Annotated in this window: 17 protein-coding genes; 9 read left to right on the top strand and 8 right to left on the bottom strand. The window is 61.5% G+C overall.

Annotated features, from left to right (window positions below; genetic code table 11):
* Positions 1-11: 11 nt before the first annotated feature.
* The 4 genes from QKB66_RS08555 (at position 12) to leuS (ending at position 7,911) form a co-directional block, all read left to right on the top strand.
* On the top strand, positions 12-539 hold the full coding sequence (locus QKB66_RS08555; RefSeq protein WP_414253112.1) for an excisionase family DNA-binding protein: 528 nt from the start codon (positions 12-14) through the stop codon (positions 537-539).
* The gene (locus QKB66_RS08550; RefSeq protein ID WP_414253111.1) at positions 532-1,104 is read left to right on the top strand and encodes a putative toxin-antitoxin system toxin component, PIN family; all 573 of its coding nucleotides are present in this window, start codon (positions 532-534) and stop codon (positions 1,102-1,104) included. The genes QKB66_RS08555 and QKB66_RS08550 overlap by 8 nt, the downstream gene beginning before the upstream one ends.
* Positions 1,105-1,255: 151 nt before the next feature.
* A complete protein-coding gene (locus QKB66_RS08545) occupies positions 1,256-4,972 on the top strand; it encodes a DEAD/DEAH box helicase family protein (protein WP_414253110.1) in 3,717 nt (1,238 codons plus the stop codon).
* 83 nt (positions 4,973-5,055) lie between these two features.
* Positions 5,056-7,911, top strand: coding sequence for a leucine--tRNA ligase (gene leuS, locus QKB66_RS08540; protein ID WP_414253109.1), 2,856 nt, complete (start codon positions 5,056-5,058; stop codon positions 7,909-7,911).
* An 11-nt stretch (positions 7,912-7,922) separates the two neighbouring features.
* Here leuS and QKB66_RS08535 read toward each other — a convergent pair whose 3' ends face one another.
* Positions 7,923-8,072, bottom strand: coding sequence for a hypothetical protein (locus QKB66_RS08535; protein ID WP_414253108.1), 150 nt, complete (start codon positions 8,070-8,072; stop codon positions 7,923-7,925).
* A 55-nt stretch (positions 8,073-8,127) separates the two neighbouring features.
* On the opposite strand from QKB66_RS08535, the gene QKB66_RS08530 reads away from it, so the two are divergent.
* Positions 8,128-9,948 carry a hypothetical protein gene (locus tag QKB66_RS08530; protein ID WP_311518180.1) on the top strand — a complete coding sequence of 607 codons (1,821 nt, stop codon included), beginning with the start codon at positions 8,128-8,130 and terminating at the stop codon, positions 9,946-9,948.
* Here QKB66_RS08530 and QKB66_RS08525 read toward each other — a convergent pair.
* The 3 genes from QKB66_RS08525 to QKB66_RS08515 all read right to left on the bottom strand — a co-directional run bounded on the left by QKB66_RS08525 (position 9,945) and on the right by QKB66_RS08515 (position 12,715).
* Complete coding sequence (locus tag QKB66_RS08525) at positions 9,945-10,550, bottom strand: hypothetical protein (RefSeq protein WP_311518181.1); 606 nt, start codon at positions 10,548-10,550, stop codon at positions 9,945-9,947. The genes QKB66_RS08530 and QKB66_RS08525 overlap by 4 nt on opposite strands.
* A gap of 264 nt (positions 10,551-10,814) precedes the next feature.
* Positions 10,815-11,687: a hypothetical protein gene (locus QKB66_RS08520; RefSeq protein ID WP_414253107.1), complete on the bottom strand. Its 873-nt coding sequence runs from the start codon at positions 11,685-11,687 to the stop codon at positions 10,815-10,817.
* Positions 11,688-11,746: 59 nt separating this feature from the next.
* The gene (locus QKB66_RS08515) at positions 11,747-12,715 is read right to left on the bottom strand and encodes an acryloyl-CoA reductase (RefSeq protein WP_414253106.1); all 969 of its coding nucleotides are present in this window, start codon (positions 12,713-12,715) and stop codon (positions 11,747-11,749) included.
* 87 nt (positions 12,716-12,802) lie between these two features.
* Between QKB66_RS08515 and QKB66_RS08510 the strand changes: the two genes are divergently transcribed.
* On the top strand, positions 12,803-13,390 hold the full coding sequence (locus QKB66_RS08510; RefSeq protein WP_248092801.1) for a VanZ family protein: 588 nt from the start codon (positions 12,803-12,805) through the stop codon (positions 13,388-13,390).
* Positions 13,391-13,397: 7 nt separating this feature from the next.
* Here the strand turns inward: QKB66_RS08510 and QKB66_RS08505 are convergent, their stop codons facing one another.
* From QKB66_RS08505 to QKB66_RS08495, 3 genes are read right to left on the bottom strand one after another with little or no spacing between them, the layout of a single operon-like run.
* Positions 13,398-14,396 carry an NAD(P)-binding domain-containing protein gene (locus QKB66_RS08505; RefSeq protein ID WP_414253105.1) on the bottom strand — a complete coding sequence of 333 codons (999 nt, stop codon included), beginning with the start codon at positions 14,394-14,396 and terminating at the stop codon, positions 13,398-13,400.
* Positions 14,397-15,014, bottom strand: coding sequence for a response regulator (locus QKB66_RS08500; protein WP_049146724.1), 618 nt, complete (start codon positions 15,012-15,014; stop codon positions 14,397-14,399).
* Positions 15,007-16,161 carry a sensor histidine kinase gene (locus QKB66_RS08495; RefSeq protein ID WP_246817166.1) on the bottom strand — a complete coding sequence of 385 codons (1,155 nt, stop codon included), beginning with the start codon at positions 16,159-16,161 and terminating at the stop codon, positions 15,007-15,009. The genes QKB66_RS08500 and QKB66_RS08495 overlap by 8 nt, the downstream gene beginning before the upstream one ends.
* Positions 16,162-16,282: 121 nt before the next feature.
* On the opposite strand from QKB66_RS08495, the gene QKB66_RS08490 reads away from it, so the two are divergent.
* From QKB66_RS08490 to QKB66_RS08480, 3 genes are read left to right on the top strand one after another with little or no spacing between them, the layout of a single operon-like run.
* Complete coding sequence (locus tag QKB66_RS08490) at positions 16,283-17,278, top strand: ABC transporter permease (protein WP_414253104.1); 996 nt, start codon at positions 16,283-16,285, stop codon at positions 17,276-17,278.
* Positions 17,278-17,892 carry an ABC transporter ATP-binding protein gene (locus tag QKB66_RS08485; RefSeq protein WP_414253103.1) on the top strand — a complete coding sequence of 205 codons (615 nt, stop codon included), beginning with the start codon at positions 17,278-17,280 and terminating at the stop codon, positions 17,890-17,892. The genes QKB66_RS08490 and QKB66_RS08485 overlap by 1 nt, the downstream gene beginning before the upstream one ends.
* A gap of 43 nt (positions 17,893-17,935) precedes the next feature.
* The gene (locus QKB66_RS08480; protein ID WP_414253102.1) at positions 17,936-18,736 is read left to right on the top strand and encodes a TIGR02206 family membrane protein; all 801 of its coding nucleotides are present in this window, start codon (positions 17,936-17,938) and stop codon (positions 18,734-18,736) included.
* Here QKB66_RS08480 and QKB66_RS08475 read toward each other — a convergent pair.
* Entirely contained in the window at positions 18,733-20,373 is a 1,641-nt protein-coding gene (locus QKB66_RS08475) for a bifunctional ADP-dependent NAD(P)H-hydrate dehydratase/NAD(P)H-hydrate epimerase (protein WP_248092797.1), read from the bottom strand. The two genes, QKB66_RS08480 and QKB66_RS08475, sit on opposite strands and share 4 nt — an antisense overlap.
* Between the last annotated feature and the right edge of the window lie 5 nt (positions 20,374-20,378).

Here is a 20,378-nt window from a genome sequence, read left to right as displayed (position 1 = left end):
ATGATGGGCTCATGAATGAAGTACGGAATCGCCCCCGCACGACTCTCCCACCGCAAGATCTAGAAGCCATGCTCGACGTGAGCAGGTTCCTAGAGCAACTGGAGGGGCCTGCTGCGTTGGTAGGGCCCGACGGACAAGCAGTAGCGCTGCCTGAGGAAGCATTTAGCGTGTTGGCAGAGGTTGTCCATGCGATGCGGCAAGGAAAAGGCATTACCGTTGCGCCTGTAGACCAGCTGCTCACAACCCAGGAAGCAGCAGATTTCCTGGGCATCAGTAGGCCGACACTGGTGAAAAAGCTCGAGGACGGGTCGATAGCGTTCGAGCGTCCCTCAGGAGGCAGGCATAGGCGAGTTCGGCTCGTTGACTTACTGCAGTACCGGGATGAGCAGCGGACGAAACGTCGTAAAACACTGCGAGAGATAGCGTCTGAGGCCCAAACTGCAGGGGCCTATGACGTAAATGCCGCAGACGCAGCTGACATTGCGCAGATCCTTAAGGACGTTCGCAAGGAAGTGGCAGAGAAGGAGCGGCGTGGCTAAACTCTCGGCGCTTTTGGATGCGTGCACGCTGGTGCCGGTATCGCTAGCAGACACCTTCCTATCGTTGGCGGAAGCTGGGCTTTATCGCCCACTATGGAGCGACCGCATTCTGGAGGAAGTGAGCCTTGCGGTGAGAAGAATTCATCCGGAACTTCCTCCAGAGGCCGTCGAGAGGCGAATGGCCGAGATGCAAGACTTCTTTGATGACGCCAATGTCACCGACTGGGAAGTACTCGAAAGCGTAGTTTCCTTGCCAGATCCTGATGACGCGCATGTCCTGGCAGCTGCCATCCAAGGTCGGGCGGATGTCATTGTCACGTTCAACGTCAAAGACTTTCCGCGGGATGAGCTCCAGCGATTTGGCATTGATGTGCAGACACCGGATGAATTCCTGCTCAACCAACTAGATCTCGATCCAGATGAAGTCTTAGATTGCCTTGTCCGACAAGCTCATGCCTTGCGTTATCCACCCGTACAACTAAAGGAACTTCTAGGCAGTCTCGAGCGATTGAATCTCCCAGGGTTCACGTCTGAGGCTCGAAGGCATTTGTGGCGAGTGCGATAAGTGAAGCCCGATGATGGCTTTCCCGGTGTGGTGAAAGTGTTATTTTGGCATTGATGAGGCGGGATTAACCTTTAAGCTAGACGTGATGTCGGCCCGTGTTGTCAGCACCCTGTGATGTTGAAGCTCTACCTAATAAAGTCGGAACACCAAAATGAATGCTCCTACCCCACCCCGTGATTTCCGCGGAGCCGCTTCAGGCGGACCAGTCCGCAGCACTAACTTCAGCTTTGTGCGCTACGTCTGGCCCACGGCGTATGAGGAGTGCCTGAAGGTAGAGCGGTTCGTGGACGCGGATCCGGTGATTTCCTGCTTCTATGCGCGCAAGGTGTTAGAGCGAGTAGTCAACCACATCTGGGCATTCCGGAGCTTGGGCGATACTCAGTACCTCAGCTTGGCGGAGATGACCAGGGACCGTGGTTTCCTTCAGTGCGTGAAGAACGAGACCATGCTGCGCAAGATGACCATCTTGCGCAAAAGCGGCAACGACGCCGCGCATGCCGATGACATGGAGGGCAAGCAAGCGCCGGCCACCCCGCAGAAGGCGCGGGCAGTAGTAGCGCATTTGTATGACCTCATGGCGTGGGCGGTGCGGTACCACTCGGCTAACCCGAAGGCTGCGCCGGGTCCGCAGGCGGCTTTTGATACTAACCTGCTGGGCCAGGCCACAGCTGATTCCTCAGGCATCCACGTTGCTGGGCGCTCCCAAGCGCAGACCGCCGCGTACCTCAAGAAGCTGGCGCAGCAGGATGAGGAGCTAAAGAAGAACCGGCTGCTGCTCGATGAGGCGCAGGAAGCTGCCCGTGAGGCGGAGGAGAAGCGTCTTCGTGAGGCGGCCCAGTTTGAGCTCAAGCGTCGGAGTGCGGAGGTTCGTGCGAAGGCGGATCTCGCCGATGCGCAGGAACAAGCCGAAGCAGAGCGTGCGGCTGCACAGAATGTTGAAGAGAAGCTTGCTGCCAAAATTGAGGCGCTTGAGGCGAAGCTAGCCGAGCAGGAAGCGGCCGCAGCCGAGCGCGCCGGGGCGGGAGCACCGTCGGCTGCGCCTTTGGCGATCGGTGAGGCCGAGACTCGCCGACAGCTCATTGACCCGATGCTGGAAGTGGCCGGTTTTAGTGGTGACTCCGTCACCCGGGAGCTTGAGCTACACGGCATGCCTAACACGTCCGGTGTCGGTTATGCGGACTATGTCCTGTGGGATGATGACCGCACACCGTTGGCCGTCATCGAGGCGAAGAAGTCCATGGAGTCCATGAGCGTGGGCTCCCACCAGGTGAAGCTGTACGCGGACTGCATCGAGCGCGAATACGGAATACGGCCTGTCATGTTGTGCACCAACGGCTATCACATTGACCTGATCGATGATGCCGCTAACCTTCCTGGATCCGGTGTGGGCTATCCCGCCCGCGAGGTCGAGGGCTTCCCCACCGCGCAGCAATTGCGCCGCATGATTGGGCGGCGCACCACGCGCGCTCTGTTGAGCGAGACACCGGTTGATACGGAGATTGCGGGTGGTGGCGCCCGAACGTATCAGCTTGAGGCCATCCGTGCGGTGACGGAGACGTTGGAGGCGCGGAGGCGTCGTCAAGCATTGCTGGTCATGGCAACAGGAACTGGTAAGACGCGTGTGGCCGTGGCCACTGCCAAGCTGTTGCGTCAGGCCGGCTGGGTAGGCAAGGTGCTGTTCTTGGCAGACCGCACTGCCTTGGTCAATCAGGCACACAAAGCCTTTGTGAGCATGTACGCCGAGTCCACGCCCGTGAACCTCATCAAGAATCCTGAGCAGGTGGGTGATGTGTATGTGACCACCTACAACACCATGATGAACCTGATTGGGGATGACGGCGACACGCCAGCAAAGTTCGAGCCTTTCGACTTTGACCTCATCATCGTGGACGAGGCTCACCGCTCCGTGTACAACCGCTTCAAACGGATCTTGGAATACTTCGATGCCTACGTAGTGGGGCTGACGGCGACGCCGAAGAGCGAGATTGACCATGACACCTATGCACTCTTTGAGATGGAGGATAAGACCCCGTCCTTCGAGTACAGCCTCGATGAAGCCGTGGCAGACGGAAACCTTGTCCCCTTCAAGACGGCTCGGCAGGACTCGCTCTTCCTGCGGCGGGGCATGGCTTATGACGAGCTTTCCCCCGAGGAGCAGCTGGCGTGGGACACGTCCGATTGGGGTACCGACGAGGACGGCGGGCGCTTGGATCCGCCTGGTCAGGTTTCTTCGGCGGAGATTAACCGCTACCTGTTCAACAAGGACACCATACGCAAGGTCCTGAAAACCGTGGTGGAGAACGGGATCCGCGTGGGCGGCGACCAACTGGGCAAGACCATCATCTTCGCCCGGACTCAACGTCACGCGGAGCTCATCAAGCAAGTCTTTGACGCTACGTTCCCGGAGTATTCGCGTACTGGAGCCTCCGTGATTACCACGCACACGAAGTATGCGCAGTCGGCATTGGACGACTTCGCAGATCCGGACGGGGACGTCAACATCGCGATTTCGGTGGACATGCTTGACACCGGCGTGGACGTGCCCGAGGTGGTCAATCTTGTGTTCTTCAAACCTGTCTACTCCCCCACCAAGTTCTGGCAGATGGTGGGCCGAGGGACGCGACTGCGCCCGGACCTCTTCGGCCCGGGGATGGACAAGACGCACTTCCTCATCTTCGACTTCTGCGGCAACGTGGACGAGTTCTACAAGGGTGAAGCCCGCGAATCGGCCACGGGCCGCCCACGGTCGCTGTCAGAGAAACTCTTTGATGCCCGCGTGGGATTGCTCGCGCAGCTGGACAAGCACGCTAAGGCCCCAGAGATGCGCGCCGGGCTTGCGGACTCCCTCCACGCCTCGGCGGCGTCTGTGCCGCTAGGCCACATCATGGTCCGGCCCGGTGACAAGGAAACCCTCGTGCGCTACCGCGAGCGCTCCGCTTGGAACGATGTGGATGAGGAGAAAGCTGAGCAGCTGAGCCGCCATCTCGGGCACCTGCCGCTGAACACGATGAAGGAGCCCGAGACAGCAAAGCGCTTTGACCTTGTGATCCTGAAGCTCCAAGTGGGCTTGCTCGATCACAGCCCCGAGTTTGCGGCACTGCGCCAACGAGTGGAGAGGATGGCCAATGACCTCATGGCCGTAAGCTCCACCATCCCCATGGTGGCCGAGCGGCGGTCCTTCCTCGAGCGCGCGCTGGATCCGGAGTGGTGGACCAACGTTACGGTGGAGGACCTCGAGACCATCCGCATCGGCATGCGTTCGCTCATTCAGTTCGTTCCCAAGGGAAAGCGCAATGCCGTGACCCTCGACATCCAGGATGAGATGGGTGAGCTCACGATCGATGATGAGATGCCGTCTCAGTTGCCCGGCACCGGTTCCTACCCCTCCCAGCTGGAACAACAGCTGCGTGAAGTGCTGCAGGAACACGCCAACGACTTGGCGATGATCAAGTTGCGCAGTGCACGCACGCTAAACGCAGAGGATGTTGCTGCGTTGGAGGCGGTGGTGGCACAGGCCGGCAGGGGAAGCGCGGGCTCCACGGAAAGCATTGATATGCTGCGCGAACGCATGGGTGGGGACAGCATTCCTGCCTTCATCCGCCGCTTGGTGGGCCTTGATGAGGCGGCAGTCCGGGAACAGTTTGCAGACCTTCTCAGTAATACGTCTTTCAATGCTGCCCAAATACGCTTTATCAAGATGCTGGTAGATGTGCTGGTTCACAACGGTGGCGTGGCCTACGAGGAAATCTTCCAGCCGCCCTTTGATGAAGAGGGCTCTGTCGTCGACATCTTTCACAACAAGACCGACGTTATCGTGGATTTACGCAAGCGCCTTGAACGGATTGAAGCGACGGCACAGGCCACCTAGGTACTACTGTGCTTCGGAACCGAAATGCGGTCTAGCTGGGTCTAACTGGGGAGATGTCCGTGCGGTGACTACACTGTCTAACCATGACTAACCCGAGCGATAACACCACCCACCGCTACACGCCGGAGCTCGCGGCCCAGATCGAGTCGACCTGGCAGCAGTACTGGAAAGACAATGGCACGTTTAACGCGCCGAACCCCGTCGGCGACCTAGCCACGGAGGGCGAGGGCGCCCTTCCGAAGGAAAAGCTCAACATCCAGGACATGTTCCCGTACCCATCTGGTGCGGGCCTGCACGTGGGCCACCCGCTGGGCTATATCGCTACCGATACCTATGCTCGCTACAACCGCATGCTGGGCAAGAACGTCCTGCACACCCTGGGTTATGACGCCTTTGGCTTGCCGGCCGAGCAGTACGCCATCCAGACGGGTACCCACCCGCGCACCACCACGATGGCCAACATCGAGAACATGCGCCGCCAGCTGGGCCTGCTGGGCCTGGGCCACGATCCGCGCCGCTCGGTCGCTTCCACTGACCCGGAGTTCTACAAGTGGACTCAGTGGATCTTCCTGCAGATTTACAACTCCTGGTTCGACGAGGAGCAGCAGAAGGCGCGCCCAATGTCTGAGCTCGTCAAGGAGTTCGAGGTAGGAAAGCGCAAGACCAAGGATGGCCGTTACTACTCCGATCTGACTGCAGCCGAACAGGTCGCAGCCCTGGACGAGTTCCGTTTGGTCTACCTGTCTAACTCCACCGTCAACTGGTGCCCTGGCCTGGGTACCGTGCTGGCAAACGAGGAGGTCACGGCAGAGGGTAAGTCCGAACGCGGCAACTTCCCGGTCTTCCGCAAGAACCTGTCCCAGTGGATGATGCGCATTACCGCTTACTCTGATCGCCTGCTGGACGATCTGGAGCTTCTGGATTGGCCGGAGAAGGTCAAGTCCATGCAGCGCAATTGGATTGGTCGCTCCCGCGGCGCCGAGGTGGACTTCACCGCTGAGGGCCACAAGATCACCGTCTTCACCACTCGCCCTGACACCCTGTTCGGCGCTGAGTACGTGGTGCTGGCTCCAGAGCACGAGCTTGTCGACGCCCTGCTCTCCCCCGTCCCGTATGACGACGACGTCGACAGCCGCTGGACCTTTGGTCACGATGATCCGAAGGAGGCCGTGGAGGCCTACCGTGAGTCCATCGCCGCAAAGTCTGACCTAGAGCGCCAGGAGAACAAGGAAAAGACCGGCGTCTTCTTGGGCACCTATGCTGTTAACCCGGTCAACGGCAAGCAGGTTCCGATCTTTATTGCTGACTATGTTCTGACCGGCTACGGTACCGGCGCCATCATGGCGGTGCCGGCGCACGATACGCGTGACTACGAGTTCGCCACCGAATTTGGCCTGCCAATTACGGAGGTTGTCTCTGGTGGTGACATCAGCAAGGAAGCGTTTACTGAGTCCGGCAAGGCCGTTAACTCCGCTAACGAATCCATCGACCTGAACGGCAAGTCCAAACAAGAAGCAATCGCGGCCATCATCCCGTGGCTGGAGGAGCAGGGCATCGGCCGCGAAAAGATCCAGTACAAGCTACGCGACTGGCTGTTTGCACGCCAGCGTTACTGGGGCGAGCCCTTCCCCATCGTCTATGACGCTGAAGGCCAGGCTCACCCGCTGCCAGAGTCCATGCTGCCGGTCGAACTGCCGGAGGTAGAAGACTACAAGCCGGTCTCCTTCGACCCAGACGATTCCGATTCCTCCCCGCAGCCGCCGCTGGCCAAGGCCCGCGAATGGGTTGAGGTGGAACTCGACCTCGGCCAGGGCACTCAGACGTATTATCGAGACACCAACGTCATGCCGCAGTGGGCAGGTTCTTCCTGGTACCAGCTGCGCTACATCGATCCGCAGAATTCGGAAGAATTCTGCAGCTTGGAGAACGAGCGTTACTGGACCGGCCCTCGTCCTGAGGAGCACGGCGCTGGCGATCCAGGCGGCGTTGACCTCTACGTTGGCGGCGTCGAGCACGCGGTGTTGCACCTGCTCTACGCCCGTTTCTGGCACAAGGTCCTCTTCGACCTCGGCCACGTTTCCTCCAAGGAGCCGTACCGCCGCCTGTTCAACCAGGGCTACATCCAGGCCTATGCCTACACCGATTCCCGTGGCGTTTACGTCCCGGCTGCCGAGGTGGAGGAAAAGGACGGCAAGTTCTACTACAACGGTGAAGAGGTCAACCAGGAGTACGGCAAGATGGGCAAGTCCCTGAAGAATGCCGTGGCTCCGGATGACATCTGCCGCGACTACGGTGCTGATACCCTGCGCGTTTATGAGATGTCCATGGGTCCGCTGGATACCTCCCGCCCGTGGGCAACCAAGGACGTCGTCGGTTCCCAGCGCTTCCTGCAGCGTCTGTGGCGTCTGGCTGTAGACGAGACGACCGGAGAGCTTGCTACTAGCGACGCCGAGCTCACCGAGGATGATCTCAAGGCCCTGCACCGCTCCATCGCCGGTGTGCGTGATGATTACGAGAACCTGCGTCTGAACACTGTGGTGGCTAAGCTCATTGAGTACGTCAACTACCTGACGCGCACCTACGGCAACTCCGCCGAAGGCGCTCCGCGTGCTGCGGTCGAGCCGATTGCGCAGTTGGTCTCCCCGATTGCTCCGCACATCGCGGAGGAGCTGTGGAAGCGCTTCGGCCACACCGAGACCATCACCTACTCCTCCTTCCCCACCTTCGAGGAGAAGTACCTGGTAGATGACGAGATTGAGATTCCAGTCCAGATCAACGGCAAGGTCAAGGCTCGCGTCAACGTGCCTGCCGACGCCGACGAGGACACCGTGGTTTCCGCCGCACTTGCCGACGCCCGCATCGTCGAGCTGACCGAGGGCAAGAACGTGGTCAAGAAGATCTACGTCCCTGGCCGCATGGTCAACCTGGTGGTTAAGTAAGCGCTAAATCATCACAAACCGAGGGCCTGCGCCACGTCTAGGAGCAGGCCCTCTCCCCTATCTGTGCTGCTTGCCGAGGCCACTCCAGCTTCGGGGCCATGCCGCAGGGCATGTTCGCGCCATTGGGTGATATCCCAGCCGATGAAAGGTTTCAAAGGCATAACGAAATACTAGGTGCGCTAGTAGACACGAGGGTTTCGCGGTAAATCATAAAGCATGAATCCAAACCAAGAGCTGCTCAGGGACGCTTTGCGCCGGCTCGACATTGCCGAGCAAGCACTTAGCGACGCCCGTGCCCGCCTCCGCGATTTCGAACGTCAGACGGCCGGCGTGCCCGAGGTGCAGCCAATTTCCACCCCACCCCAGCAGGCCCCTGCGCCACCTCCAGTGCAGCAGCAAGCGCAACCGTCGGCGCAGCCCCAGCCCCAGCCGCACGCGGCACCGCCTCCCTACCCGTGGCAGGCACCGCGGCCGCGTGCTCCGCGGGACCGCGAGAAGACGCTCATCAGTGCGGTTGCTATCGGTGGCACCGTCATTACCCTGGCGGGCGTGGCCTTCCTTGTGGGACTTGCCATTCAGGCGGGACTGCTGGGGCCAGTGGGCCGCGTCGTTCTGGCCTATATCGTTGCTGCTGCGCTGCTCGGCGCGGGCTGGTGGTTCCGCAACAAAGCCGCCCCGGCGGGTGTTACTGCCTTGGTGGCCACTTCCCTATTTGCGGCGCTGGCCACGACGTTCCTGGTGGTCACGTGGCTCGGGTGGTGGCCGGTGTGGCTGGGCGCGGTGCTCATGGCGCTCATTTACGGCGGGTTCGTGGGCTACGCCCATTGTTTCCGCCAGGGCTCATTCACACAAGAGTGGTTGGCCGCAGGCGCAGGCATCGCCGCACTCTCCTACTCCAGCGCAGTGGCACCCGCACACGTCGGCGGTGCCATGCTCGTTGTCGTGATCCCGTTGGTTACCGCCACCTACAGCATCTTGTGTCGCAGTGAGCGCATGGCCGAGGTGCTGCGGGCTATCGCCGGCATCGGGCTTGCCGTGGTCATGACGGAAGTCGCCGCCCGCAGCACCCTCTTCAGTCTGCCCTCGTTGTGGATCGCCATCGTGTGCAGCCTGCTCGCCATCGCGGCTGTGGCCATAGTGGTCTACTTCCCCACCGCCAAGGCGGAATTTGGCTTTGCGTTTTTGGGGCTGCTCGCCCCGGGCTTCTTGCTGGTCACTGCCCTCATCCGCGCGGACACCATCCTCGCCGAGTGGATGGCCGTTGCTGCCCTGTCTGTCATCGTGGGGATCGCCTGGCTTGGCAACTCCGTCATCAGGGATTGCGCACTTGGTGCTATCCCTGTGGTCTATGCCCTGGTCATGCTGGACACCATGGCGGGCTGGACTGGCACAGCCCCCACAGGGACCATGGCTGTAGTCCTGACGTTTGTCCTAAGCGGGCTCTTCTTCGCAGCATTCGTGCTGGTCTTCCAAGCGATGCGCAATGCTTTCGTCCTGGCCGCCTGGTTCCTGGGTTCGCTCATAGTGCTCTCCCCGCTTCTCGGCGGTGTGCTCTTTGATCCGCCTGCCCTCGCTGGCGTGGAGCCACTTGCCGAGAGCATCGTCCTCACCGTGGCCCTCATCGCGGGCTACCTGTTGCGCCAGCGTATCCCCCACTACGAGAGCCGCGGAGTCGCAGCCGCACTGCTACTCTTTGTGCTCCTGCTCAGTCTTCTTGCCGCGGTAGGCACAATCGCCTCGGCAGCTGCCATCGTGGCGGGAGCCGCGGGCCTCAAGACTGCCTACCTGGCTTCGCACGCTCTGGTTTCTGTGGCATGGATGGTCCTTGCTGCCCGCCTGCTTCTTGCCGCGGACCAGCGCTTTACCGCCATCGGCGTGCTGCTTGCCATTGTGGCGGTGGCCAAGCTGACCTTCTTCGATCTCGCGGCCACAAGCGGTATCTTCCGCGCGCTCGCATTCCTGCTCAGCGGCATTATCTTGCTTACCATCGCGGTGCGTCGGCGCGGCGTCGACAAGCCGCGCCGCGAACAGGCCTAGGCCTCGTCCCAGAAAGGAGTAGCGCAGACCGCCACGGCGTCGATTGCTGCGTGCGCGGGCGGTTCCTCCTCGAAGACCACCGCAAACCCGGCCACTTGGCCCACCCAGAATTCATTTTCGGTGAGCTCATGCACGTGCTTCGCGACGTCTTTTACCTCACCCGTCACCCGCACCCGCGGGGTCAGCATGCTGGGCTTGTAATTGCTGTAGAAGCGTTCCGTGTCGGGGGCCTCGAAGTCCTCGATAGCGTGGTGACCTGCGGGTTCCACGTGCGTGGCCAAGAGTGCGGGGTACAGCGTGCCCTGCAAAGCCTCGCCACCGGCAGGGTTGCCGGCGGGGAGGGAAAAGGGGGCGTCGACAAGCGCAGCGAAGCGCTTACCCGCAGTTTCTACCACCCCGATGAAAGGCGTGGCCCTGTAGATGGTGCCCTCCTGGGCCGGGCCGCGGTAGGTGACCACGGCGGTCTGCTCATCCTCGTAGGTCATCGCAGTGATGCAGATGCCTGAAGGATCGCGGTGATAGAGGACCTCGTCAAACGCGGGGTCCTCATGGGAGCGCGCGACCTCGTGGAGCTCGTCGACGGTTTCCAAAAAGATGTCCATGGTCAGCCAGTTTAGCGGCGAACAAGGCCGCCTTCTTAGTGCTGCGCGTAGATGGTGTCGGCCTTCTCCACCAGGGTCAGGACGTCGTAGTTGGCCAGGACTGGGCCCGGAGCAGGCTCGACGAAGAGGCCCGCTTGCCCAGGAAACCAGGAGGTAGCCGTGGGCTACTTCGTTATTTTCGGCATCTCGCTTATCGGTGTTCTCATGGTTCCGAAGAGAATCCAGGACCGTGACCCGCACGTTTAGAAGTATCTGGCTCCTAAACTAGGCGCATAAGTGTGAAGAGCCCGCCTGGGCGGCCAAGGCGCAGAACTGTAGCTGGGCGTTGGCCACTGCATCTTCTGCACCGCGGATGGCTTGGCGGGCTGGGTCATGGAACTGCACCGGCACGAAGTTAAGGATTTGCTGCTCCAGCGGGGAAGGCTGGCGGCCCGAATTGCGGATGCCGTCAGCGGTGATGCGAACGGCACCCAAGATGTCGCCGGTGAGCTGGGAGGCTGCGCCATAAGTATTCGCGGCGATGCTAAAGCCATTGCCAAAGGAGGCGGTGGCATGGACGTTGCGGTTATCGTCCCAGCCGAACTTCGTGCCCACAACACCCGGCACGCGTGAGGTGCCAAAGTCTTGCTTATAGCCGTCAGCGGCAACGGGGGAAGCGGTGCGCATGCCATTGATAATTGGCGTGGCTAGTGGGTCGCCCACAATCGCGGAGGTAAAGCGCGCAAGGTCCTCAGTAGAGGTAGTGGTGTTGCCCCAGAATCCTGGGTAGTGGGTCTCACGCAGGCCAAACTGGCCGATGACCTCAGGGATTGCCTGCGGGTAGCGGCGGTCCAAGTCTGTGGCCGTGCCGTCCTCGCTGAAACGAATCATGTTTTCCACGCGGGCTTTGTCCGCCGGAGCGCCGTGCTGCAGCACCCAATAGGCCAAGTAGAGCTTGACCAAGGAAAGCGCTGGGCGAGATTCGTGGGAATTAGCAGTAGAGACCACTGTGCCATTGCTGTAGCGCAGCGTGACCTGAGTACGCCCGGGCACAGCGTTAGGGTCGATGGTGATGCCAGCCTGAGCAACGGGGGTGACGAGGCCGGCAGCGAGGGTGCCAACCAGCGCGGCAGCAGAGAAAGAGAGACGGGAACGCATAGGAAAATAGTAACAGCGCTGGGAAAATTAATCGTTCCCAGCGCTGCTAAATAGTTTGTCTAGATTTCTACGATCGTGCGGCCATGGTGGGTGCCGGCGAGTAGCTCCTTGGCGGCGTCTGCGACATCGTCGAGCGCAACGGTGCTGGAAATAGAATGCAGCATCTCAAGATCGAGGTGCTCGTCCAGCAGCTTCCAGGCGTCCTCGCGGACCTTGAGCGGTGCGTCGACGGAGTTGCCGCCTGCCAGGACGATGCCGCGCAGGATGAATGGCAGTACCGAAGCCGGGAGGTCAGGACCAGCGGCCATGCCGGTTGCTGCTACGACGCCGCCCCACTTGATCTGCGCCAAGACGTTGGCCAGGACGGTGGAGCCAGCGGTGTCTACCGCGCCGTCGTACAGCGCCTTCTGCAGCGGACGGCCGGTCTCCGAGAGCTCGGAACGATCAATGATGTGGTCTGCGCCCAGGGCCTGCAAGTACTCGCTTTCGCTATCAACGCGGCCGGTAACGGCGGTGACCTCGAAGCCCAGGGACTTTAGCAATTGGACGGCGATGGAGCCCACGCCGCCCGTGGCGCCAGTGACCAGCACATGGCCCTCGCGCGTGCCGTGGGTGAGCAGCTGGTTGACGCAGATGGCGGCGGTGTAGCCCGCGGTGCCGATTGCTGCGGCGTCGGCAGCGGTGAAGCGCTCCGGAACCACGAGGGTGGCGTTGGCATTCACGCGCTGCTTAGTGGTGTAGCCGCCGTGGCGGAATTCTCCCAAGCCGTCGCCGAAAGCGGCCACCAGGGCGCCCTCAGGTAGACGTTCATCGTTTGACTCCGCAACGGTGCCCACGACGTCGATGCCCGGCACCAGCGGGTTGATGCGCATGACGCCCTTGTTACCGTCGAGTGCCATTGCATCCTTGTAGTTCAACGAAGAATGGGAAACGTTAACCAGTACGTCGCCCTCGGCCAGAATCGGCTCATCCTCGAAAGCGTGAGAGATGGAACCGTCTTCGTTTCGCGTGACTTTGAGTGTGCTCATGCCCACGATGGTACGCCCATTATGAATCAGTGTTTTGCCAGCGAAGTACACGGCAAAAGTACAGCTTTTGTTGTTAGATTCTCGGACATGCTCGTTACCGAACAAACCACTCATTCGCGCAGCCGTATTCCGGCGGCCCCGCGCCGCCACCAAACGCTGCGCCGTGACTCACTTCTAGTCACGGCGCTCGTGCTGCTCGTTGTTGGTGTGGCGACGTTGGGTAAATCCTTCATTGAGATCCCCGGCGTGGTCAATGCCTCCGCGCATGCGGTGCGAAGCTTAGATCTGCAAATGTTCAACGGTTTTGATCATCCGACCATCTGGTACGGGCCTTGGACCAACACCATCGGCAATTTCTTGTTGTTTATGCCACTCGGCGCAAGCCTTATCGTGATGGGCCAGAATCTGCGCCGCGTGCGCTTTGGCCTCGGCGGAACCATCCTGGCCGGCTTGGCGCTGAGTCTGAGCATCGAAACCCTCCAGTACCTCTTCGCCCTCGGCTTCAGCGACGTCGATGACCTTGTGTTCAATACCTTGGGCACCGCCGTGGGCGCATTCTTTTTGGCCCGGATAAGCAAAGAGCTGCAGTCCAAAGTCCTCCACCGTATGGGATTCATTGCAGCCACCGCGCTGACCGTTTTGGGCTGTGCGATTGCCACAGGGATCATCGCTTAAGCAGCGCTCAATCAATCTGGCCTTTAACAAAAGAAGCAACGTCTGCCGCCGCTTGCTTGGCAAAGGGGGACACACCCGTGATGGTGGCTGAGCCCGGGCCAGTCCAGGTGCCGTATCCCACGAGGAAGAGCCCCGGCACGGAGGGCTGGCGGTCCACTAGGAGGCGGGAGATGGGGCGAAGTGCGGGCCGGAAGCCGGTGGCCCAAATCAGGTGATCTGCGTCGATGGCGTCGAGGGAATCCGGCATCGGGGTGGCGTGCAGGAGCCCTTCATCACGGGCTTTGAGCACCGACGGGACCATGACGATATCGCCCAGGTTCGTATCCGCGCCGGGGTCGGGCTCGCCGCGATTGATGGCGTTGAGGCGCTCGCGGTTGCGCCGGAAGAGCACGCGTCCGTCGACGTCGTCAGGCATCCAGCGCGGCTCGCCCCTCGTTAGCCAGGTCGTGGAAATGCCTTCAAGCAGCAGATCTGCCGCGATCTGTGCGCCGGAATTGGCCGCGCCCACCACTGCCACGCGGGAGCCGCTGAACTCCGCAACGCCGGGATAGATGGCCGAATGCCATTGTGTCCCCGCGAACTTACCGGGGTAGTACGGGATGAAGGGCGCACGCCAGGTACCAGTGGCCGCCACCACGGTGCGGGCCATCAAGCGTTCCGTGCTCGAGTAGACGTGGAAGAACTCGCCATCGTGCTCCACGGACTCAACCATGAAGGGGCGTCGCACCGGCAGCTCGTAGCGCTCTTCGTAGCGAGTTAGATAATCCACCACGTGGCTCGCCGGCGGGAAACCTTCATAAAAAGGCATGGGCCAGCCCGGTAGGTTGGAGGCGCTCGTGGTGCTAAATAAAGTCAGCGAGGGCCAGGTGTGCAGCCATGCACCACCGGGGCGTGATTCCGCATCCAAGATGGCGAAGTTCAAGCCCTTTCTGCGCAGGTAATAGCCCGTGGCCAGCCCTGCTTGGCCGCCACCTAAAACGAGGCAATCATAAACCTGCGCGGACACTTAAATGAGCTTCCTTTCTCGGGCCACGGTGACAGCCGCTGTGCGGGTATCCACGCCCAGCTTCTGATAGATGTGAATCAAGTGCGTCTTCACTGTAGCTTCCGAGATGAACAGGCGCTGGGCAAGCTCCTTATTCGATTTGCCCGTGGCCAGGGCTTCTAGGATCTCCAGCTCGCGGCCGGAAAGTGCCACCTCGGGGCGGGTGATGCGCTCGGCCAAAAGTGCTGCCACCTCGGGCGCTAGGGTGCGTTTGCCGGCGGCCGTGGCCAGGACGGCGTCGTGAAGCGCCTGCTCCGGCGCATCCTTTAGGAGATAGCCCAGGGCGCCTGCCTCCACGGCGGAAACGATGTCGGATTGGGTGTCATAGGTGGTGAGGATGAGCACCGGCGGGCCGCCAGCCTGGGCGAGCTGGGAAGTGGCCGCAATGCCATCGGTGCCGGGCATCTGGATATCGCAAATGACCACGTCAACATGTGGAGCATCGGGAGCTGCAAGCTTGGCGACGTCCGCCCCATCCGCGCCTTCTAACACCACATCGATGTCGGGGAAAGCGTTCAAAATGGCCCGCAGGCCGGCGCGCACCACGGGATGATCATCGATGAGCATGACGTTAAGCATCCTGGTCCTCCACTTTTTGCGGCATACGGATAGCAAGGGCGGTTCCCTGGCCCGGGGAAGATTCCACCGTGAGCGTACCGCCGTGGCTTTCCACGCGCTGGCGCAGGCCCCGCAGCCCGAAGCCACCCTGCGAAGGCGAAGCAGGGTCCATGCCTTCTCCGTCGTCGACGATGTCGAGCGTGGTCTCGCCTTCAAAACAGCCTAAAGTGACCACCGCGCGCCGGGCGCCAGAATGCTTGAGCATGTTGTTGAGCCCCTCTTGCGCCGCACGCAGCAGGTCCTGGCGGTGAGCTTCGGGCACCGTGCTTTCTCCCGAAACAACCAGGTCGATGACGGTATCTTTACCCAGCGCCGCGGCTTGCGCGGCAGCCGAATCTACTACCTGCTGGAGGGCCTCTTCCAAGGAGGCGGCGGGAGATGCTAGCTCGCTGACGAAGCGGCGGGCCTCGCTTAAGTTCTCGCTGGCCACCTTTTCAATCAGCGCCAGTGTCTCTGGGGAAGGATCTTTTTGAGCCGCGCGCGAGAGCAGAACGATGGAGGAAAGGCCTTGGGCCACGGTGTCGTGGATTTCCCGGGAGAGCCGTTCGCGCTCTTCCAGGCGGCCTGCTTGGTGCTCGCTCGCGGCAAGTTCGGCCTGGGTGGCGCGCAGCTGCCGGGCAACCTCAGCATGGTGCGCCGCCTCAGACTGCACCATGCGCCCGGCATGGAAGGAGCCGATGGCAAAGGCCGTGCCGATGAAGGGGCCGATGGCCGCCGCGATGGTCCATTCCGCCGGATGCTGCCAGGCGGGCAGGAAGGCCGCCAGTGCCCATAACAATCCGCTGCAGGCGATGCCCGGCCAGCGGGGAAGCGAGCTTAGAAAAGCAAAGACCAGCGGGAATTCCAGCCACATGAAGTCCTGGGCATGCACCATGAGCCCGCACCACAGCACGCACAGGCCCACCAGCCACAGGGCGCGGGGGAGTACGCGCCGCAGTGCGTAGACCACGGCCAATGCGACTGCCAGACCAAGAGCGCGGGCATCGAGGCGCCCGTCGATCCCGGCGCGCAGCAGGCCGAATAGCAACAAAAACGCGAACATCACGTGTAGCCCGGCGCGCCAGGGGCTAAGGCGCTTATGGAAGGTCTGCGGGGAGCGCTGTTTCACGTCATTCACAGCCTTTTACCCTAACCCGCAGGTGGGACACGGGGAATCAACCAGTTGGTTGACTCGAAGTTCAACTAGCGGCCCGATTACTAATCCGCGCGCGGTAGCGATGCTTGAAACTATGTTTCTTGGACTTAGAGAATTGCGCGCAGCCCGCGGGCGCTTTGCGCTGATTGGGTTGGTAGTCGCGCTCATTACCTTGCTTTTGGTCATGCTCTCTGGACTCACGGAGGGCCTTAGCAAACAAAACACCTCGGCTTTGGAGGCCTTGGGGCATGAGTATGAGCAGGCGAGCTTTAGCACCCAGAAGCCAACTTTTACGGAGTCAGAGATTTACGCGGACCACGTGGTGCCTGGCAGCGCGCCTTTGGGTACCGCGCAGACCAAGGTGGAGGGCTTCGGCGGCGTGGCCGTGCTGGGCCTGCCGGCGGGCGAGCCAATTCCGGGTACCAAGCAGCAGGTGCCGGCCACAGGAGTGGTGGCCTCGCAAGCGATTACGCAGGGAAATTCCGTGGTGATTGGGGATGAGACCTATGCCGTTCGCGGCACCGTGCCGGATCTGTACTATTCCCACTTGCCGGTGCTGTGGGTTTCCACGCAGACCTGGGCGCAGTTGAGCCACGCGCCTTCCGACGTCGTGGGTACCGCCCTCCTGCACGCGAACAGCATTGCCACCGGGCTTCCCACGTCCGTCAGCATGCGCGAGGCCTTAAGCGGCCTGCCCGCCTACACCTCGGAGCGCGGCTCGCTTTTGACCATGCAGGGCTTCCTGTATGCAATCTCGGCGCTCGTGATGGTGGCTTTCTTGAGCATCTGGACCATGCAACGCACCCGCGATCTTTCGATTCTGCGTGCGCTGGGGGCGCGGACGCGCTACCTGCTTGGCGACGCCCTGGCACAATCCGCACTCATCCTCGCCCTCGGAGTTGGTGTGGGCGCCGCAGTGGGCTGGGGCCTGGGCGCGCTCGCGCAATCGACGGTGCCTTTTGTGCTCTCGGCGCGCACGATTGCTGCCCCGGCCGCTGGCATGTGGGTACTCGGCATGCTGGGCGCGGTCCTGGCCACCCGCCGAATCAGCAAAATCAACCCTTTGGATGCGTTGGGAGGACAAGGCTAATGCTGGAAATTAAAAATGTGACGGTCACTTTCCCTGATGGCCGCGATCGCGTTGTGGCGCTGGATGACGTCAGCCTGGCCATCAAGCCGGGCCAGCTCATGGCCGTCGTCGGCGAATCCGGCTCCGGCAAGTCCACCTTGCTCTCCGTGGCCGCGGGGCTAATCGAGCCTGATAGTGGTCGCGTGCGGGTAAGCGGTGAGCGCGGCATCATCTTCCAACAATCCAACTTGGTCAGCTCGCTCAATGCCCTAGATCAACTGCTCATTGTGGACCACATGGCAGGCCGAAAACCTCGCCGTGAAAAGGCGCGGGAGCTGCTTGAGTATGTAGGCCTGCCTGGGATGGAGGCTCGCCGCATCACCCAGCTTTCTGGTGGTCAGCGCCAGCGCATCAATATCGCGCGTGCCTTGATGGCCGACCCCGAGGTGCTGCTCGCGGATGAGCCGACAGCGGCGCTGGATTCTGCGCTCTCGCGCGACGTCGCCAAGCTGCTGCGTGACATCACCGATGAACAACAGACCGCAACGATGTTTGTAACCCATGACCGCAGCCTGCTGGATTTTGCGGACAATGTGGTCACTGTCAAGGACGGAAAATTGGTGTCCGGTAACTAAAGTCCTGCAAGCGGGCGCAAACGGAGTATTCTGTTTTCCCGTTATGCCGAAAAAGAATCCGCGGGTGCGCGTCACGCCCACCACCTATCCCCGCATGGCGCAATGGACCGGAGTGCATTACACGATGCTTTCTGTGACCATTGCCGCATGCGGTGTATTCATCGTGGCTGCACGACGCATCCGGGGCACTACCAAGGAGACCTTCTATCGGCAGATGACTGGCTGGGTGATGCTGGTGCTCGGTACGGCATGGACCATCGTCTCCCTGGACCCTTCGCAATTCGACATCCGTGAATCTCTGCCGCTGCACCTGTGCGATATTCTGCGCCTAGTGTTGGCGCTCGGTCTGATTACGGGCAATGAGCATGCGCTGACGCTGACCTATTACTGGGGCATCATCTTGAACCCGCAGGCGATTATCACCCCAGATGTTATTTATTACTTCGATCCGCGCTGGCTGCGTTTTGCCACCTACTGGTTCTTCCACATCACCGCACTGGCCATTCCGTTGGCGTTGACCTTCGGCTTGGGCTACCGCCCGACGTGGAAGGGTTACCGCTTTGCGGTGGGAGTAACCCCGGTGTGGATGGCCAGCGTCATGGCGGTCAATGCCCGGACAGATGGTAACTATGGTTTCTTAAACCACGCGCCGGGCAGCCCCTCCATCATCAACCTGCTGGGGTCGTGGCCGTGGTACATCCTCGCCGAGATCGGCGCCGTGGCAAGTGCCTGGGCTGCGATGACGTGGCCGTGGGAGACCCGTAGGCTGCGCCGCGGCACGGTGGCTGCCGGTGCCAAAGGGCTGTTGCGCCGCTCCGTACGCGCCGTGGCAAATAGGCTTTAGCGAGCCATACGCAAAAGCTTGGCGATGGCCCGCGGGATCGCCGCGGCAATCTGCGAAGCCGAGCAGATGGCATAGCCCTCCGGCGTTTGCGCCGCGATGGCTGCCGCATGGGCATGGATAGCCCCGGCATGCAGGACCTCGGTGATTAGCGCTTCCTGCAGATCGAAGTCAGCCTTCTTCTCCTCCTGCAGCTGCTCATCGAGATGCATCTGCGCCAGCACTGCGCCGAGGATGCCGGATAACACGTCTCCGGAACCAGGCGTTGCGGAATAAGAGTGGCCGGCGTTGAAGGCATAGATCGGCTGGCCCGGCGCAGTAACGCGAGTGAGTCTGCCCTTGAGCAAGAGGATGCAGCCTAGCTCGCGGGAAAGAGCCTCCATGGCTACCGCGTAGCCATGAGCCGGGTCTAGGGCTTTGCCGAAGGTTGCTTCATAAAGGCGCGCGAATTCTCCCTCGTGGGGCGTGAGTACGGCAAGGGGATGGCCGCGCAGGAGCTCGCGAAGATGTTCATGGGTGGCGAGCAACGTGATGGCATCGGCGTCTATCACCAAAGGCAGCGGCTGGCGCAGCAGTGCTTCCAGCTCTGCCTGCGCTGCGGCATCGGTGCCACGGCCGGGGCCTACGACGTAGCACTGGGTGCGTCCTGCCGATTCGAGGTCGCGGTGGAGCACTACTTCTGGCAGGCAAGCAATGATGTGGCCTGCGATGGCAGGGTCTGCGATGCAGCGCACCATGGCCGGGCTGGTGCGCACTGCCGCGGTGGCTGCCAAGATGCCAGCTCCGGGATAGGTATCGCTGCCTGCGGCAATGGTGACCACGCCGCCGGAATACTTATCGGAGGAAATCCCTGGGGTGGGGTCAACGATTGGTCCGGTACATCCAACCGGGCGTGGGTGCGTGGCGATGCCGTGGGCGGTCTCGATGTTGCCGGGGCGCCACGCATATGCGGATTCCAGGGTGGGCTCGTTGGCGATGTGCCCGGCCGGTTGCGCGAGCGATTCGAGCATCGCGCTAAACGACGTCGCGCCGGGCAGCGTTAAGTCCGCCAGCACTACTTGGCCGCATTCGGCCGCAAGCACATGACCCATGCGTGCCCAACCGAAAGTTACGGTGACGTCAGCATGCACTGCGCCTTTGCGGGCGGCTACGCCGGTGTCCGCATTAATGCCAGTGGGCATATCGACTGCGAGCACCGGAATGCCTGCTGCCTGCTCGTAGACCTCCAGCGCCTGGCCGCTGAGCCCGCGTCCGGAGCCGAGGCCAGCCACGGCGTCGATAAGCAAGCCCGTGTCATCGGGCAGGGAAGCGGTGGAATTAGGAGTGGACCCACTTTTTAGAACTTCGCCGCCGGCTTCCTCGAACGCCGCACGGGCTGCTGCGTGGCAGGTCTCGGGTACGAGGGCTGTGACGGCGTGTCCCTGCTGGGCGAGAAGAGCGCCGGCGAAAAGGCCGTCGCCGCCGTTGCCCCCGCTGCCTGCCAGAATCATCACGCAGCCTGGGTGCGCGGCGAGCATCACCGCGGCGGCATCGGCCACCGCGTGGGCGGCCAATTGCATGAGCTGGTCTGGATAGCTCTGCTGGGCAAGCAGGCGCTCCTCGGCAGCGCGGACGGCGTCGACGTGAAAGGCATATCGCATGCCGC

The sequence above is a fragment of the Corynebacterium sp. c25Ua_89 genome (genome assembly GCF_047459735.1).
Classification (GTDB): Bacteria; Actinomycetota; Actinomycetes; order Mycobacteriales; family Mycobacteriaceae; genus Corynebacterium; species Corynebacterium simulans.
Note: the sequence above shows the minus strand (reverse complement) of the source record. Positions and strands in the feature narration are given on the sequence as shown.